The organism is Falsiroseomonas sp., from assembly GCF_051859025.1.
Classification (GTDB): domain Bacteria; phylum Pseudomonadota; class Alphaproteobacteria; order Acetobacterales; family Acetobacteraceae; genus Falsiroseomonas.
On the sequence record NZ_JBHYGL010000008.1, the window covers coordinates 123,952 to 139,185 of the forward strand.

The 15,234-nt window shown below is 70.5% G+C and carries 13 protein-coding genes; 6 read left to right on the forward strand and 7 right to left on the reverse strand.

The window, feature by feature from the left end; all coding sequences use genetic code 11:
• The first annotated feature begins 24 nt into the window (after positions 1-24).
• Genes ACTIE5_RS10430 through ACTIE5_RS10445 form a run of 4 tightly spaced genes read left to right on the forward strand, consistent with a single transcriptional unit; the run spans position 25 to position 4,919 of the window.
• Positions 25-1,578: an ABC transporter substrate-binding protein gene (locus ACTIE5_RS10430; RefSeq protein ID WP_439549633.1), complete on the forward strand. Its 1,554-nt coding sequence runs from the start codon at positions 25-27 to the stop codon at positions 1,576-1,578.
• A 1-nt stretch (position 1,579) separates the two neighbouring features.
• Entirely contained in the window at positions 1,580-2,524 is a 945-nt protein-coding gene (locus tag ACTIE5_RS10435; protein ID WP_439549634.1) for an ABC transporter permease, read from the forward strand.
• On the forward strand, positions 2,521-3,333 hold the full coding sequence (locus ACTIE5_RS10440) for an ABC transporter permease (protein ID WP_439549635.1): 813 nt from the start codon (positions 2,521-2,523) through the stop codon (positions 3,331-3,333). Before ACTIE5_RS10435 ends, ACTIE5_RS10440 begins: the two co-directional genes overlap by 4 nt.
• Complete coding sequence (locus ACTIE5_RS10445) at positions 3,330-4,919, forward strand: ABC transporter ATP-binding protein (RefSeq protein ID WP_439549636.1); 1,590 nt, start codon at positions 3,330-3,332, stop codon at positions 4,917-4,919. The genes ACTIE5_RS10440 and ACTIE5_RS10445 overlap by 4 nt, the downstream gene beginning before the upstream one ends.
• On the opposite strand, the gene ACTIE5_RS10450 is transcribed toward ACTIE5_RS10445, so the two are convergent.
• The 7 genes from ACTIE5_RS10450 to ACTIE5_RS10480 form a co-directional block, all read right to left on the reverse strand.
• Positions 4,910-5,974: an ABC transporter ATP-binding protein gene (locus ACTIE5_RS10450; protein ID WP_439549637.1), complete on the reverse strand. Its 1,065-nt coding sequence runs from the start codon at positions 5,972-5,974 to the stop codon at positions 4,910-4,912. The genes ACTIE5_RS10445 and ACTIE5_RS10450 overlap by 10 nt on opposite strands.
• Entirely contained in the window at positions 5,971-8,187 is a 2,217-nt protein-coding gene (locus tag ACTIE5_RS10455; protein ID WP_439549638.1) for an ABC transporter permease, read from the reverse strand. Before ACTIE5_RS10455 ends, ACTIE5_RS10450 begins: the two co-directional genes overlap by 4 nt.
• Complete coding sequence (locus ACTIE5_RS10460) at positions 8,184-9,203, reverse strand: ABC transporter substrate-binding protein (protein WP_439549639.1); 1,020 nt, start codon at positions 9,201-9,203, stop codon at positions 8,184-8,186. Before ACTIE5_RS10460 ends, ACTIE5_RS10455 begins: the two co-directional genes overlap by 4 nt.
• A complete protein-coding gene (locus ACTIE5_RS10465; protein WP_439549640.1) occupies positions 9,200-10,219 on the reverse strand; it encodes an ABC transporter substrate-binding protein in 1,020 nt (339 codons plus the stop codon). Before ACTIE5_RS10465 ends, ACTIE5_RS10460 begins: the two co-directional genes overlap by 4 nt.
• 32 nt (positions 10,220-10,251) lie before the next feature.
• Positions 10,252-11,283, reverse strand: a complete 1,032-nt coding sequence (locus tag ACTIE5_RS10470) for an ABC transporter substrate-binding protein (protein WP_092961863.1) — start codon at positions 11,281-11,283, stop codon at positions 10,252-10,254.
• A gap of 172 nt (positions 11,284-11,455) precedes the next feature.
• Complete coding sequence (locus ACTIE5_RS10475) at positions 11,456-12,436, reverse strand: Bug family tripartite tricarboxylate transporter substrate binding protein (protein WP_439549641.1); 981 nt, start codon at positions 12,434-12,436, stop codon at positions 11,456-11,458.
• A gap of 61 nt (positions 12,437-12,497) precedes the next feature.
• The gene (locus ACTIE5_RS10480) at positions 12,498-13,466 is read right to left on the reverse strand and encodes a Bug family tripartite tricarboxylate transporter substrate binding protein (RefSeq protein WP_439549642.1); all 969 of its coding nucleotides are present in this window, start codon (positions 13,464-13,466) and stop codon (positions 12,498-12,500) included.
• 100 nt (positions 13,467-13,566) lie between these two features.
• Here ACTIE5_RS10480 and ACTIE5_RS10485 point away from each other — a divergent pair, with 100 nt between their 5' ends.
• Positions 13,567-14,814, forward strand: coding sequence for an NAD(P)/FAD-dependent oxidoreductase (locus tag ACTIE5_RS10485; protein WP_439549643.1), 1,248 nt, complete (start codon positions 13,567-13,569; stop codon positions 14,812-14,814).
• A partial coding sequence (locus tag ACTIE5_RS10490; protein WP_439549644.1) for a hydantoinase/oxoprolinase N-terminal domain-containing protein occupies positions 14,811-15,234 on the forward strand: 424 nt, incomplete at its 3' end. The genes ACTIE5_RS10485 and ACTIE5_RS10490, both read left to right, overlap by 4 nt.

Here is a 15,234-nt window from a genome sequence, read left to right on the forward strand (position 1 = left end):
ACCGGCTGCGAGAGGGATTTCCTGATGCAGTGTCGCACCGCCATCGCCGCGCTTGCCACCCTGTGCGCCCTGGCCCTGCCCGTGGCGGCGCAGCCCCAGGATACGCTGCGCATCCGCCTCAATGCCGACATCCGCTCCACCGACCCCGGCGTGAACCGGGACGCGAACACCGATGGCATCGCCTGGCACATCGTGGAGGGCCTGGTCGCGCTGCGCGACGATGCCACCGTGGCGCCCATGCTGGCGGAGCGTGTCGATGTCTCCGCCGATGGCCTGACCTACACCTTTCCGCTGCGCGCTGGCATCCGCTTCCACAACGGCCAGCCGCTCGCCTCGGCCGACGTCGCCTTCGCCATGCAGCGCTACATGCGGCGTGAGGTGAATTGGCGCTGCCGGGGGGACCTCGATTCGGCCGTCACGCGCCTGGTCGCGGTGGAGACGCCGGATGACCGCACCGTGGTGATGCGGCTGGAGAAACCATCCGCCCTGTTCCTGACGATCCTCGCCCGCCCGGATTGCGGCCAGGCCGGCATCTGGCACCGGGACAGCCTGAGTGCGGATGGCAGCTGGCGCGCGCCGATCGGCACCGGCCCCTTCCGCCTGGGCGAATGGCGCCGCGGGCAGTTCGTGGAACTGACGCGCTTCGCCGACTACGCCGCCCTGCCGGGGGAGCCCACGGGCCTTGGCGGCAACAAGACGCCGATGGTGGAACGCGTGCGCTTCACCATCATCCCGGATGAGGCCGCCGCCCGCGCCGCGCTGCTCGCCGGCAATATCGATGTCCTGCCCGATGCCAGGTCTCGGGACCTGCCGGACATCCGCGCGCGGCCCGGCTTCACCGTGCATTCCTCGCCGTCCATGGACCTGCAGGCCGTGCTGATGCAGACGCGCGATCCGCTGCTGCAGGATGTGCGCATGCGCCGCGCCATCGCGCTGGCCATCGACGTGCCGGAACTGGTGCGCGCGGTCAGCGAGGGTGGGTCCCGCCCCAGCCGATCCCCCATCCCCCCCGCCTCCGCCTTCAACACGCCAGCCATGCTGGAAGTGCCGGCGCGGGATTTGGCGCAGGCGCGCCGGCTGGCGCAGGAAGCGGGCTATCGCGGCCAGAGGCTGCGCATCATCACCACGCGCCGCTACGAGGCCTTCTACGAGATCGCGGTCGTGGTGCAGGACATGCTGAAGGAAGCGGGCATCGAGAGTGAGCTGGAAGTGCTGGAATGGGCCACGCAGCTCGATCGCTACAGCCGCGGCGACTACCAGATGATGGCCTTCGGCTTCTCGGCCCGGCTCGATCCTTCCCTGTCCTATGAGATGTTCACCGGCCCCAAGGCGACGCAGCCCCGCAAGGCCTGGGACAGCCCCGCCGCGCAGGCGCTGCTGGACCAGACCATGGCGGAGACGGATTCCGCCCGCCGGCGCGCGGGGTTCGAGGCGCTGCACGCGCGGCTGCTGGAGGAGGTGCCGATGATCGCGCTCTATTCCTCCACCACCCATGGCGTCACGCCGCGCCATGTCCAGGGCTATCGTTCATGGGCCGTGGATGCGCCGCGCGCCTGGGGCGTCAGGATCGCTCGCTGAGGTGGCCTTCTACGTCCTGAAGCGCCTTCTGGCCGCCATCCCGACCCTGTTCCTGGTGGCGGCCAGCGTCTTCTTCCTGATGCGCCTCATCCCCGGCGATCCCGCGCTGCTGGTGCTGGGCGATGCGGCGACGCCGGAATCGGTGGCCGACCTTCGCGCCGCCATGGGGCTCGACAGCCCCATCCCCGTGCAGTTCGGCCTCTGGCTCGCGCAACTCGCCGGCGGCGACCTCGGCCTGTCCATCACATCCGGGGAGGCCGTGGGCCCGCTGATCCTGGACCGCTTCGGCGTCACCGCTGCCATCGTGCTGGCGGCCGTCGCCATCGCGGCGCTGGTCGCGGTGCCGGCCGGGATGCTGGCGGCGTGGCGGCAGGGCAGCTGGGGGGACATCGCGGCGGTGTCGCTGGCGACGCTGCTGCTCTCCATCCCGTCCTTCTGGCTCGGCCTCATCCTGCTGCTGGTCTTCGGCCTCAAGCTCGGCTGGGTTCCCGTCGTCGGCTACGTCACCTTCGCGGAGGATGCCTGGGCCGCGCTGCACTACATCGCCCTGCCCGTCGCCACCCTGGCGCTGGTGGAGATCGGCGTGCTGATCCGCATGGCGCGTGCCTCGACCATCGAGGTCCTGCGCCTCGACTACATCGCCCATGCCCGCGCCAAGGGCGTGCCGGAATCCCGCGTGCTGCTGCGCCACGCCTTCCCCAACGCCTTCGCGCCGACGCTGACGCTGCTGGGCCTGGTGCTGGGCAACCTGCTGGGCGGCATCGCGGTGATCGAGACGGTCTTCACCCTGCCCGGCCTCGGCCGCCTGCTGGTGGAGGCGATCTTCGCGCGGGATTATCCCGTCATCCAGGGCGTCATGCTGTTCATCGCGCTGGTCTATGTCGGCGTGAATCTGGTGGTGGACCTGCTCTACCCCGTCTTCGATCCGCGAGTGGCCGCTTCGTGAAGCGGCCGAGGCTGAACCTGGTGATCGGCGGTACGCTGATGGGGGCCGTGCTGGCGCTGGCGGTCGTCGCGCTGGCCTGGACACCCTATGACCCCGTGCGGACCAACCTGCGGCGCCGCCTGCGGCCGCCATCGGCCGAGTATTGGCTCGGCACCGATGAATTCGGGCGCGATGTCGCATCGCGCCTGATGGCGGGCGCCGTCACCAGCCTTGGCGTCGCGGCCGCGACGGTGGTGGTGGCGCTGGTCATCGGCATCGCCATCGGGCTCGCCAGCGGCTTCCTGCGGGGCTGGGTGGATCGCGTGCTGGGCGCGGTGAACGACACGCTGCTGGCCTTTCCCGGGATATTGCTCGCGCTCGGGCTGCTGGCGGTGATCGGCCCGTCACGCAGCGGCATCGTGCTGGCACTCGGCCTCGCCTACGCCCCCACCGTCGCGCGCGTCGTGCGCGGCAGCGTGCTGTCGATCCGCGAACGCGAATTCGTGGAGGCATCGCGCGCGCTCGGCAATTCCGAGGGCTATACGCTGCTCCGCCACGTGCTGCCGCATACCGCCGCACCGGTCATCGTGCTGGCGACATCGTTGTTCGGCTGGGTGATCCTGTCGGAAAGCGCGCTGTCCTTCCTCGGCCTCGGCGTGCCGCCACCCGCCGCCACCTGGGGCAACATGCTGGCCTCCGCCCGCCCCTTCATGGGGGAGGCGCCTCTGCTCTCCATCGCCCCCGGCGCGCTGATCGCCATCTGCCTGCTCGGCGTGAACCTGTTGGGCGACGCGCTGCGGGACCTGCTGGACCCGAGGGACGGCGCGTGAGCGTGCTGGAGGTCGCGGGCCTTCGCATCGCCGCCGGCCCGCGCGACATCGTGCGCGATCTTTCCTTCACCGTCGCGGAAGGGGAGACGCTGGCCCTGGTCGGCGAAAGCGGATCGGGCAAGAGCGCCACGGCCCGCGCCGTGATCGGCCTGCTGCCACCCGGCCTGCGCCATTCCGGCGGCCGCATCGCCTTGGCGGGCCAGGACCTGTCCGCGCCGCCGCCCGCGAAGCTGCGCGCGCTGCGCGGTCCCGGCATGGGCATGGTGTTCCAGGAACCCATGACGTCCCTGAACCCCGCCCAGCGCATCGGCGCGCAGATGGCGGAGGGGCTGGCGCTGCACACCAGCCTGTCAGCGCCCCAGCGCCGAAGCGCCTGCATCGCCATGCTGGAACGCGTCGGCATCGCCGATCCTGAGCGTCGCCTGCAGGCCCATCCCCACGAATTCTCCGGCGGTATGCGCCAGCGCATCATGCTGGCTTCCGTCATGCTGCTGCGGCCGCGCCTGCTGATCGCGGACGAACCCACCACGGCACTGGATACGCTGACCCAGGCGGAGGTGCTGTCGCTGATGAAGGATTTGGCGCGGGAACAGGGCAGCGCGATCCTGCTGATCACTCATGACCTCGGCCTCGTTTCGCGCCATGCCGATCGCGCGCTGGTCATGCAGCATGGCCAGGCGGTGGAGGAAGGCCCCGCCGGGCCGCTGCTGGCCGCGCCGCGCCACGCCTACACCCGGGCGCTGGTCGCCGCCCTGCCCCGCCGCGGCCCCGCGCGCGCCATCCCCCCGGCGCCACCGCTCATCGAGGCGCGCGGCCTGTCGGTGGCCTATCCCGGAAGCGGCGGCTGGTTCCGCCGCGCCGCGCCGATGCAGGCGGTGCAGGGCGTGTCGCTCTCGATCCATCCCGGGGAGGTCGTGGCCCTGGTCGGCGGTTCCGGTTCCGGCAAGACGACGCTGGGGCGCGCCATGCTGCGCCTGCTGCCCGCCAGCGGCGGGTCGCTGCTGTTCCGCGGCCAGGATTTGACGGCTCGGTCAGGCCCGGCGCTGCTGGATTTCCGCCTGGCCTGCCAGATCGTCTTCCAGGACCCCTATTCCTCGCTCGATCCGCGGATGCGGGTGCGGGACATCGTCGCCGAGCCGCTGCGCCTGCCCGCCGGCGTGCCCGTGCCCGAACGCCTGGCGCGCGCCGACGCGATGCTGGCGGAGGTCGGCCTGGCCGGCTTCGGCGACCGATTCCCGCATGCGCTGTCCGGCGGCCAGCGCCAGCGTGTCGCCATCGCCCGCGCCCTGGTCCGAAACCCCGCCTTCGTGGTGGCGGATGAAGCGGTGAGCGCGCTCGACGCCACGGTCCGCAAGCAGGTGATCGCGCTGCTGCGCGACCAGCAGCGCAAGCGCGGCTTCGCCTGCCTTTTCGTCACGCATGATTTGGGCGTGGTGGAGGAGATCGCGGATCGTGTGGTGGTCATGCAGCATGGCCGCATCGTGGAGGAAGGCCCCCGCGACCAGGTGCTGGACGCGCCCGCGCATGACTACACGCGGGCGCTGCTGGCGGCCTCGGCCCGGCTGCCGACCACCCTTCAGGGCTGAACCAGCACCACGCCCTCGGGGTCCAGCGCCAGCATGACCTGTTCGCCCGGCGCGCGGCGCTTGAGGCGATCCGCGCCCACAGCGAACAACTCCCCCGCCGCGATGGAGAAGTAGTACTCGGTGTGCGATCCCATATAGGTCGCGCGCGACACCCTGGCCGAAAGCTGGCCTGAATCGCTGATGCGGATCGCTTCCGGTCGGATCACCAGGTCCACCGGCCCCGGCCTGGTCCCGCGATGCGGCAGCGCCAGGCGTTCGCCGCCCAGCACCACGGTCGCGGTCGGGCCATCGATGCTCTCCACCTCCGCGCGTACATGGTTCGCCTCCCCCATGAAGGTGGCGACGAAGACGCTGGCGGGCTGGGTGTAGAGTTCCTCCGGCGTGCCGGCCTGCGCGATCTCCGCATTGCGCATCACGACAATCTTGTCTGAGACGGCCAGCGCCTCCGCCTGGTCATGCGTCACATAGACGACAGTGAGGCCGAGGCGCTGCTGCAGCGCGCGGATTTCCTCCCGCATCGATCGACGCAGGCGCGCATCGAGGTTGGACAGAGGCTCGTCGAACAGCAGAACCTCCGGCTCCAGCACCAGCGCGCGGGCCACCGCCACGCGCTGCTGCTGGCCGCCCGACATCTCCGATGGCAGGCGGGTCCCGAAGCCCTTCAGCCCCACCGTCTCCAGCGCTGCCTCCGCCTTCGCATGGGCGTCCCGCTTCTTGAAGCCGGAGGAGACGAGGCCGTAGGCGACATTGTCCAGCACCGACATGTGCGGGAACAGCGCGTAGGACTGGAAGACCATGGAGACGTTGCGCTCACCCGCCGGCAGCAGCGTCACATCCTTGCCGCCGATGAACAGCCGCCCATCCGTCGCCTGTTCCAGCCCCGCGATCATCCGCAGCAGCGTCGTCTTGCCGCAGCCGGAGGGACCGAGCAGCGTGACCAGCGTGCCCCCCTCGATCACCAGGTCCAGCGGCTTCACCGCCGTCACCTGCCCGTAGCGCTTGCCGATGCCGGCCAGGCGCACCTCCGCGCCGCTGAGCTTCAGGGGCAGGGTCATGCGGCGGCTCCGGCAGGCTGGCCATTTGCAGGTTGGGTGCTACGGCGGCCGAGGCGGCGGCGGCCGACGACGAGGTTGATGAGGCCGATCGCCGTCATCATCAGCACGATCAGCACGGCGCAATAGGCGATGGCCAAGCCGTAATCACCGTTGATGACGCGGTTGATGATGAAGACCGTCGCCATCTCGTATTCCGCGGAGACCAGGAAGATGACGGCGGAGACGGTCGTCATCGCGCGGACGAAGGAATAGACCAGCGCGGTGACGATGGCCGGCTTCAGCAGCGGCAGCACCACGGTGGTGAGCGCCCGGAAGGTCGAGGCGCGCAAGGTGATCGCGGCCTCATCCAGCGACTTGTCCAGCTGGCTCATCGCCGCGACACCGGACCGGACGCCGACGGGCAGGTTCCGGAACACGAAGCAGGCCACCAGGATGAAGGCGGTGCCCGTGATCTCCAGCGGCGGGATGTTGTAGGTCAGGATATAGGCGACGCCGATCACCGTGCCGGGCACGGCGAAGGTCAGCATCAGGGCGAATTCCAGCGCCGTGCGCCCCGCGAAGCGCTGGCGCGTCAGCACCCAGGCCGCCAGCAAGCCGATGCCCGCCGTGATGGGCGCCGCGACGGCCGCCAGCTGGATCGTCGTCACCAGCGAATGCCAGGCGCCGCCGCTGAACAGCATACGCCCATCGGCGGCCCATTCGATGGCGAAGGCGCGCTGGAAATGGCTGAGGGTGAAGGTCCAGTCCCGCCCCCAGACGCGGACGAAAGCACCGGCCATCGCCATGGTGTAGACGGTGATCGTCAGCAGCGCCCAGGGGATGGCGATGGCGAAGGCCACGATCTTCACCGCCCGCGGCAGAACCTGCTGCAACCCGCCATCGCCCTTGCCGGTGACGGAGACATAGGACCGCTTCCCAACCACCGCGCGCTGCAGCATGAAGGCCAGCAGCCCCACCACCAGCATGATCGCCGCCAGCACCGCCGCGCGGCCGAAATCCTGCTGCGCGCCGACGACGGCGAAGAAGATCTCCGTGGACAGCACGCCGTAGGAACCGCCGAGCACGATCGGGTTGCCGAAATCGGCCAGGCTTTCCACGAAGACAACCAGCCAGGCATTGGCGAGGCCCGGCACCATCAGCGGCAGCGTCACCGCGCGGAAGGTGCGCATCTTGCTGGCGCGCAGCGTCTGCGACGCTTCCTCCATGGTGGGGGAGATGCCTTCCACCACGCCGATCAGCACCAGGAAGGCGGTGGGAGTGAAGGAGAAGACCTGCGCCAGGAAGACACCGTCGAAGCCGTAGATCCAGCGGCCGAGCTCGACGCCGAAGACGGCCAGCACGATCTGGTTCACCACGCCCGACCGCCCGAAGATCAGGATCAGGCCGAGGCCGATGACGAAGGGCGGGGTGATGATGGGCAGCACCGTCAGCAGCCGCATCGCCCGCTTGGCCGGGAAGGCCGTGCGCGTCACGATCAGCGCGAAGCACAGGCCGAGGATCGTCGCCGCCGTTGCCGTGCTGGTCGCCAGCACCAGCGTGTTCCAGAAGACGCCGCAATTGACGCGACCGGTGACGCAGCCGAGGCCCCAGATCTTGTTGTCGAACAGCCGCTCCGCCATCGAGGCACCGAGCGTCATGTCGGGCCGTGGCGCGAACATCTCGCTCATCATCGTGAGCACCGGCCAGGCGGTGAAGATGATGATGGAGGCCACCAGCAGGCCGACGGAGCCCGCGACGAAGCGATCCCCCTTGAACAGCCCGCGCAGCGCGAGCCCATCCGTCAGCATCACCAGGCAGCCCACGAAGGCCATGCAGGCGCCGAGGCCGAAGCCGAACTGCCTGTCCCCGAGTTCGCCGAAACTCGCCTCAAGCCAGGGGAAGGACCAGCCCTGCACGCCGATCGCGAGCCCCTGCGCGATGATCGCCACCAGCCCGAGCCCGCCACCCCACAGCAGGAAAGTGGATCGCCCGCGGTTCGTCCCCGCCGGCAGCGCGCCCGGCAGCGCCACCGCCAGCAGCGCCACCACCGGCCAGAACCACCAGCGCCCATGCGCCATGGCCTGCCAGAGGGCGGAGGACGCTTCCGCATCCCCCTGGCCGAACGCCATCAGCCCCGGGATCGTCAGCCCGTCCTGCTGCATGTGCCAGGGCACGATGGCGGTGCCGATCGCGGCGACCAGCCAGAAGAACAGCGACGATCCCGTGAACCTCATCGCGGCAGCGCGCCCACTTCACGGTCCCAGCGCGCCAGCAGGCGGCGGCGCTCCGCGCTCGCCCCGAAGCGGGCGTTGTCGTAGTCGATGATCCGCGCCGTCGCCATGTTGGGTGCGCCATCGGTCAGCGGCACGCGACGGTTGGCCATGGTCTGCAGCTTCTTCGCCTCGCTGCTCGCCGTGATCTGCGCCTCGGCGCTCAGCGCCCAGTGGTAGAAGCGCTGCGCATTCGCCAGGTTGCGGGCGCCGCGGATGATGGACATGGACCCGATCTCATAGCCCGTGCCCTCGCAGGGCACGGCATGGCCCACCGGGAATCCCGCCGCCGCTTCCTCCGCCGCGTTGTGGACGAAGGAGATGGACAGCGCCGTCTCGCCCCGCGCGACCGCGGTGATCGGCGCGGTGCCGCTGCGGGGATAGGCGTTGATGCTGCCATGCAGGCGCTTGAGGTAATCGAAGGCCGGTTCCTCCCCCATCATCTGCACCAGCGTCGCGATGACGATGTAGGCGGTGCCTGAGGAATTGGGGTTCGCCATCTGGATCTCGCCCCGGTAGATCGGGTTGAGGAGGTCCGCCCAGCAGCGCGGCGCCGGCAGGTTGCGGCGTGCGATGAGTTCCGTGTTGAAGCCGAAGCCGAGCACGCTGGCATAGACGCCGACGGTGCGGCCTTCGGTCTGCCGCCACTGCGCCTGCGCCCAGTCATGCAGTTCCGCGATCCGCGGGCTTTCATAGGGCAGCGTCAGGCCTTCCTCGCCCGCCGCCACATGCGGATCGCCCGTGCCGCCCCACCAGACGTCGCCGCGGGGGTTGCGCGCTTCCGCGCGCAACTGCGCCAGCATCTCGCCGGTCGATTTCTGGTTGAGCGTCACGCGGATGCCCGTCTCACGCTCGAACCCGCGCGCGATGGGCGTGCACCATTCGATGGTGGCAGCGCAGTAGAGGTTGAGCTGCCCTTGCGCCGCCGCCGGCAGCGCGGGCAGCAGCGCGATGGCGGAAAGGCCCAGAACGCGCTTCATCGCGGCAGGGACCCGATCTCGCGGTCCCAGCGCGCCAGGATGCGGCGGCGCATGTCGCCCTGGCCGAAGGCGGCGAAATCGTAGTTGATGAGGTTGACGCGGGAGAGGTCGGCGATGCGCGCATCAGGCGCCGCATCCCGGTGCGCCGGCGTGTGGAACTGGTTCACCGTCGTCGCGATGTTCTGCGCCGCGGGGGTCAGGTACCAATCGTAGAAGCGCCGCGCCTGCGCCAGGTTGCGGGCGCCCCGGATGATGGACATGCAGGCCACCTCGTAGCTCGTGCCCTCCGTCGGGAAGACCAGCTCGATCGGGAAGCCCGCCTGCTGCATGGAGGTGACTTCCATGTTGAAGCTGACGGCGAGCGCCGTCTCACCCCGCGACACCGCCTGCATCGGCGCGGCGCCGGAGCGGGTATAGGCGTTCACATTCGCATGCAGGCGCCGCAGGTAGTCGAAGGCGCGGTCCTCATCCCACAGCTGCACCAGCCCCGCGATGATGGTGTAGGCGGTGCCGGAGGAGTTGGGGTTGGGCAGCTGGACCTCTCCGCGATAGGCGGGGTTCAGCAGATCCGCCCAGCTCGCGGGCAGCGGCAGGTTCTTCCGCGCCATCAACTCCCGGTTCCACGCAATGCCGATGGCACCGGAGGAAACACCAACGCAGCGTTCGCCGGACATCGCATGCACGCGCTGCGCCCAGGGATGCAGCCCCGCCATGTTGGGCGAGGTGTAGGGCTGCAGCAGGTTGCCCTCGGCGGCGGAGATATGCGTCTCCGCCGAGGCGCCGAACCAGATATCGGTGCGCGGGTTCTGCGCCTCCGCCCGGATCTGCGCCAGGATCTCCCCGGCCGACTTCCGCGCCATGGCGACGCGGATGCCGGTATCCCGCTGGAACCCCGCCGCGATCGCCTCGCACCAATCGGCAGCGGGCGCGCAGAGCATGTTAAGGCTGCCCTGCGCCATGGCGGGCGAGGACAGCGCGAAAACCACGCCTGTGGCGGCAATCAGTCGAAAGGACATGGGCAGGATTCCATCGGGCAGGAGGGCAGGCTTCAGCGCGGCAGGGAGCCGACCTCGCGGTCCCAGCGCTCGATCAGGCGCCGGCGCTCCGCGGCGCGGCCGTACTTCGCGAAATCATATTCGATGAGGCGGATCTGGCCGAGGTCCGGCGCATTGGGCGGCAGCGGCGCCGCGCGGTTGGAGGGCTGCTGCAGCTGGCCGCCGGCCTCGAAGCCCAGGCGCTGCGCGGGTTCCGTCAGCGCCCAGTCGTAGAAGCGCCGCGCCTGCGCCAGGTTGCGCGCGCCGCGGATGATGGACATGGAGCCGATCTCGTAGCCCGTGCCCTCGCAGGGGGTGCTGTAGGCCACGGGGAAGCCCGCATTCCGCTCCGTCACCGCATCATGAACAAAGGACAGCGACACGCCCGTCTCGCCGCGCGCCACGGCCTTGATCGGGCCGGTGCCGCTGCGGGCGTAGCTGTTCACGTTGGGATGCAGGCGGCGCATGTAGTCGAAGGCCTGCTCCTCCCCCATCAACTGCACCAGCGTCGCGATGATGACGTAAGCGGTGCCGGAGGAGTTGGGGTTCGCCACCTGGATCTCGCCGCGGAAGCGGGGATCAACCAGATCCGCCCAGCAGGTCGGCGGCGCGATGTTCTTGCGCGCGAGGAGTTCGCTGTTGTAGCCGAAGCCCACCGCGCCGGCATAGACGCCGATGGCGCGGCGGCCGGACTGGTTCCACTGCGTCAGCGCCCAGGGATGCAGCGCGGCGTTGTTCGCGCTCTCATAGGCCTGGCTGAGATTCTCCTCCGCCGCCGCCAAATGCGGATCGCCCGTGCCGCCGAACCAGACATCGCCGCGGGGGTTCTGCGATTCCGCGCGGATCGCGGCCAGGCTCTCGCCCGACCCACGCTGCGTCATGTTCACGCGGATGCCGGTATCGCGCGTGAAGTTGGTGGCGATGGCCTGGCACCACTCGATCTGAACGGAGCAGTAGAGGTTCAGCGTGCCCTGTGCCGCGGCGGGCGCGGCAAAGGCCAGCGGCGAGGCGATCGCCAGGGCCGGGATCAGCAGGCGGCGTTGCATGGTTCTTGTTCCTTGTCCCCGTGTGATACCGCGGGCGTGGCACACCAGCCCCCCGTCGCCCCGCGCTCCTGCCATCCCATTGCAACAAAACTGTCATACGCGCAAGTTTACTGCGCGCATGAAAAACCCGCCGCCCCTTGCGGGACGGCGGGTTGTGTAACTGCCTAACGCGTCAATCCGCCTGGATGTTGTTCCGGCGGATCACCTCGCCCCATTTCTCGTTCTCGCGCCGGATGAAGGCGCCGAACTCCTCCGGGCTGTTGCCGCCGGGGATGGCGCCCTGGGCGTCCAGCAGGCGGATCACCTCGGGGTCCTGCAACGCGCCGATGGCGGCCCGGCGCAGCGCGGCCAACGGCCCCGCGGGGGTGCGCGCGGAAGCGACCAGGCCGTGCCAGTTGCTGGCATCCACCGCCGGCAGCCCGACCTCCGTCATCGTCGGCACATCGGGCAGCCAGGACAGGCGCTGCGGCGTGCCGACGGCGAGTGCCCTGAGCGCGCCCGCCTGGATCTGCGCCAGCAGCACGGGCAGGTCCGCGAAGCCCAGCTGCACCTCGTTCCGCAGGATCGCCGTCGCCAGCTGTCCGCCACTGTTGTAGCTGATGTGGACGATCTCGATCCCCGCCGCCGCGCGCAGCTGTTCCGCCGCCAGGTGCGGCATGCTGCCATTGCCGGTGGAGCCGAAGTTCAGCGACCCCGGCCTGGCCTTCGCACCCGCCACCAGTTCCTGGATGGTCCGGAAGGGCGAGACCGCCGGCACCACCACGGGTTCCGGCACCAGCACGCCGAGCGTGATCGGCACCAGATCCCGCATCGGGTCATAGGGCGTGCCCCGCCCGAGATTGGGGGAGATGGCCAGCGCGCCGGCGCTGCCGATGGCGAAGGTGTAGCCATCCGGCGCCGCCTTGGCCGCCACATCCACGCCCGTGACGCCGCCCGCGCCCACGCGGTTCTCCACCACCACGGGCTGGCCGAGCGTCGCCGTCATGCGCGGCGCCATGATGCGAGCGACGATGTCGGAGGGCCCGCCAGCCGCGAAGGGCACGATGAAGCGGATGGCGCGGGTGGGGTAGCTTTCCTGGCTACCCGTCTGGGCCGCGGCCGGCAGGGCCAGGACGGCGCCCAGCATCGCGGCCAGCCATATGCGTCGGCTCATCGGTTTCCTCCTGTTTGTTGGCCCGGTTGTCGCGCCGTGGCGCGCGCCTGTCCAGGCGCCGCTATTCCGGCCGGATGCCCGCCTTCTGCGCCGCCACCCGGGACCGTTCCAGATCCTCCGCGATCAGCGCCGCGAAGCCGGCGGGGGTGGCGAGCGTGGCGGAGGCGACCTCTCCGCCCATCGCCACCATGCGGTTGCGGAAATCCTCCTCCCGCACGATCGCCGCCATCGCCGCGCCAAGCGCCGCCATTGCCTCCGCCGGGATTCCTGCCGGCGCCAGCAGCCCGACATAGGACCCCGCGAGGAAGCCCGCCGTCCCTTCCTCGATCATCGTCGGCACATCAGGCAGCGCCGGCAGCCGCGTGGCGGAGGCGATGGCCAGGATGCGCCCCTGCCCCGCGCGGTGCAGCGGCAGCGCGGTCGAGAATTCCGTGAACAGCAGCGGGATGTTGCCTGCGATGAAGTCCGGCACCGCCGCGCCACCGCCGCGATAGGGCACGTGCAGAAGCCGCGCGCCACTCGCCGCGGCGAAGGCTTCCATCGACAGATGCGTGGCGCTCGCGACACCGGCCGTGCCGATGCCGAGCCCATCGGCCTGTGCGCGGGATGCTGCCACCAGTTCCGCCAGCCGGCGCTGCCGCGCGCTGGCCTGCACCACCAGGCAATGCGGCACCTGCATCGCCATGCCGATCGGCGCGAAGTCGCGCACCGCGTCATAGGGCAGCCGCGCCTGCACCACCGGGTTCACGCTGAGCGGCCCGTTCGATCCGATCAGCAGCGTGTAGCCGTCCGGCGTGGCCCTCGCCACGGCCTGAGCGCCGACGCTGCCGCCGGCACCCGGCCGGTTCTCCACCACCACGGGCTGGCCCAGCCGTTCCTGCAGCCGCGGTTGCAGCAGGCGCGCCACCACATCGGCATTGCCGCCCGGCGCGAAGGGCACGATCACGCGGATGGGCCGGTCCGGGAAGGCGGCGAAGGCGGGGCGCGCGGCCAGGATGGCGGCGGCCAGCAGGGTGCGGCGGCTGGTCATGGTGTTTCCTCCTTGGTCGTTGGGCGCAGCATGGCAGCGGGGTTCACGCCTGCAAAGGCGGCGGTTACGCTCCCGCCCTGTCGCCCCAGAAGGACACCTCATGCACATCGCGGTGATCGGCAACGGCATCGTCGGCACCTGCTGCGCCGCCTGGCTGCAGCGCGATGGCCACCAGGTCACCTTCATCGATCCGCTGGGCCCGGCGGAGGCGACGTCCTTCGGCAATGCGGGCTCCCTCTCCCCCTCCGCCTGCCTGCCCGTGGGCATGCCGGGGATGTGGAAGAAGGTGCCGCGCTGGCTGCTGGACCCGCTTGGCCCCCTGACCGTGCGCTGGTGGTATGCGCCCATCGTGGCACCCTGGATCGCCCGCTTCCTCCAGGCGTCCACACCGGCGGAGGTGACCCGCATCGCCACCGCCATGCGCGGCCTGCTGGCGCCGATCTTCGATTGCTACGAACCCCTGCTGCAACGCGCCAACGCCACCGGCCTGATGCGCCGATCCGGCTGCCTCTACGTCTATTCCGGGGAGGCCGTCGCCCGCCAATGGGCCTGGGGAATGCGGTTGCGCCGCAGCCTGGGCGTCGAGATGCGCGACGTGCAGGAAGACGAACTCGTCACGCTGGAGCCCGACCTGAAGGGCCGCTTCCGCTTCGGCATCCTGGCGCCGGAGAATGGATCGACGCTCGACCCCGCCGCGCTGACGCGCGCGCTGTTCGACCAATGCGTCGCCGATGGTGCGAAGGTTGTGCGCGCCCGCGTCACGGATCTTCGGGTCAAGGGCGGCTCCGTCACCGGCGTCACGCTGGACAGCGGCGAGACGCTGGAGACCGAGGGCGTGGTGCTGGCCGGCGGCGCCTGGTCCGCGACGCTCGCGGCGCAGCTCGGCCCCGCCATCCCGCTGGAGACGCAGCGCGGCTATCACGTCACGGTGGAGAGCAACAACCTCGCGCTGCGCCACACCGTCATGGCCGTGGAGCACAACATGATGGTGAACCCGATGCGCATGGGGCTGCGCCTCGCGGGTTCCGTCGAATTCGCCGGGCTCAAGGCGCCGCCCGACATGCGCCGCGCGGCCGCGCTGCTGGAAAGGGGGCGGGAGATGTTCCCGCATCTAGACACGTCGCGCACCAGCGAATGGATGGGCCACCGCCCCTGCCTGCCGGATTCCATGCCGGTGATCGGCCAGGCGCCCCGCGTGGACAATGCCTGGTTCGCCTTCGGCCACGGCCATGTCGGCATGTGCGGCGCCGCGACCACGGGGCGGGAGGTCGCGCATCTGGTGGCCGGGCGCGACACCGAAGTGGACCTCGCCCCCTTCTCCCCCACCCGCTTCCGGCGCGCGGCGTGACGGCGCGCCACGCCCTGGCGATCGACCAGGGCGGCAGTTTTCTCGATTTCATCGCGGCCCCGCTCGATGGCGGCGTTGCGCGCATCGCCAAGCGGCCGCGTGCCGAGGCCACCGATATCGCCGCTGCCATCATCGATTTCTGCACGCGTGAGAACATCACTCCCGCCAGCATCACCATCGCCACCACCCTGCCCGCCAATGCCCTGCTGACCGGCACGGCATCGCCCGTCATGCTGCTGGCGACAGCGGGGTTTGAGGATCTGCCCGACCTCGGCCGGCAATCCCGCCGCGACCCCGATGCGCTGGACCCGCCGCCGCCCCCCCCCCCCCCCGCCGCCCCGCCCCCCCCCCCCGTCGGGCTGCCCGGCCCCCTCGATGGGCGGGGGGTGGGGGGGACGCCCCGCGGCCGCGCCGCCCGGC

Bases quoted from the DNA above. Each gene is read 5' to 3' on its own strand.
- ACTIE5_RS10485 (WP_439549643.1), top strand. From the start codon at position 13,567: ATGCACATCGCGGTGATCGGCAACGGCATCGTCGGCACCTGCTGCGCC.
- ACTIE5_RS10465 (WP_439549640.1), bottom strand. From the start codon at position 10,219: ATGTCCTTTCGACTGATTGCCGCCACAGGCGTGGTTTTCGCGCTGTCC.
- ACTIE5_RS10455 (WP_439549638.1), bottom strand. From the start codon at position 8,187: ATGAGGTTCACGGGATCGTCGCTGTTCTTCTGGCTGGTCGCCGCGATC.
- ACTIE5_RS10450 (WP_439549637.1), bottom strand. From the start codon at position 5,974: ATGACCCTGCCCCTGAAGCTCAGCGGCGCGGAGGTGCGCCTGGCCGGC.
- ACTIE5_RS10480 (WP_439549642.1), bottom strand. From the start codon at position 13,466: ATGACCAGCCGCCGCACCCTGCTGGCCGCCGCCATCCTGGCCGCGCGC.
- ACTIE5_RS10430 (WP_439549633.1), top strand. From the start codon at position 25: ATGCAGTGTCGCACCGCCATCGCCGCGCTTGCCACCCTGTGCGCCCTG.
- ACTIE5_RS10460 (WP_439549639.1), bottom strand. From the start codon at position 9,203: ATGAAGCGCGTTCTGGGCCTTTCCGCCATCGCGCTGCTGCCCGCGCTG.
- ACTIE5_RS10470 (WP_092961863.1), bottom strand. From the start codon at position 11,283: ATGCAACGCCGCCTGCTGATCCCGGCCCTGGCGATCGCCTCGCCGCTG.
- ACTIE5_RS10475 (WP_439549641.1), bottom strand. From the start codon at position 12,436: ATGAGCCGACGCATATGGCTGGCCGCGATGCTGGGCGCCGTCCTGGCC.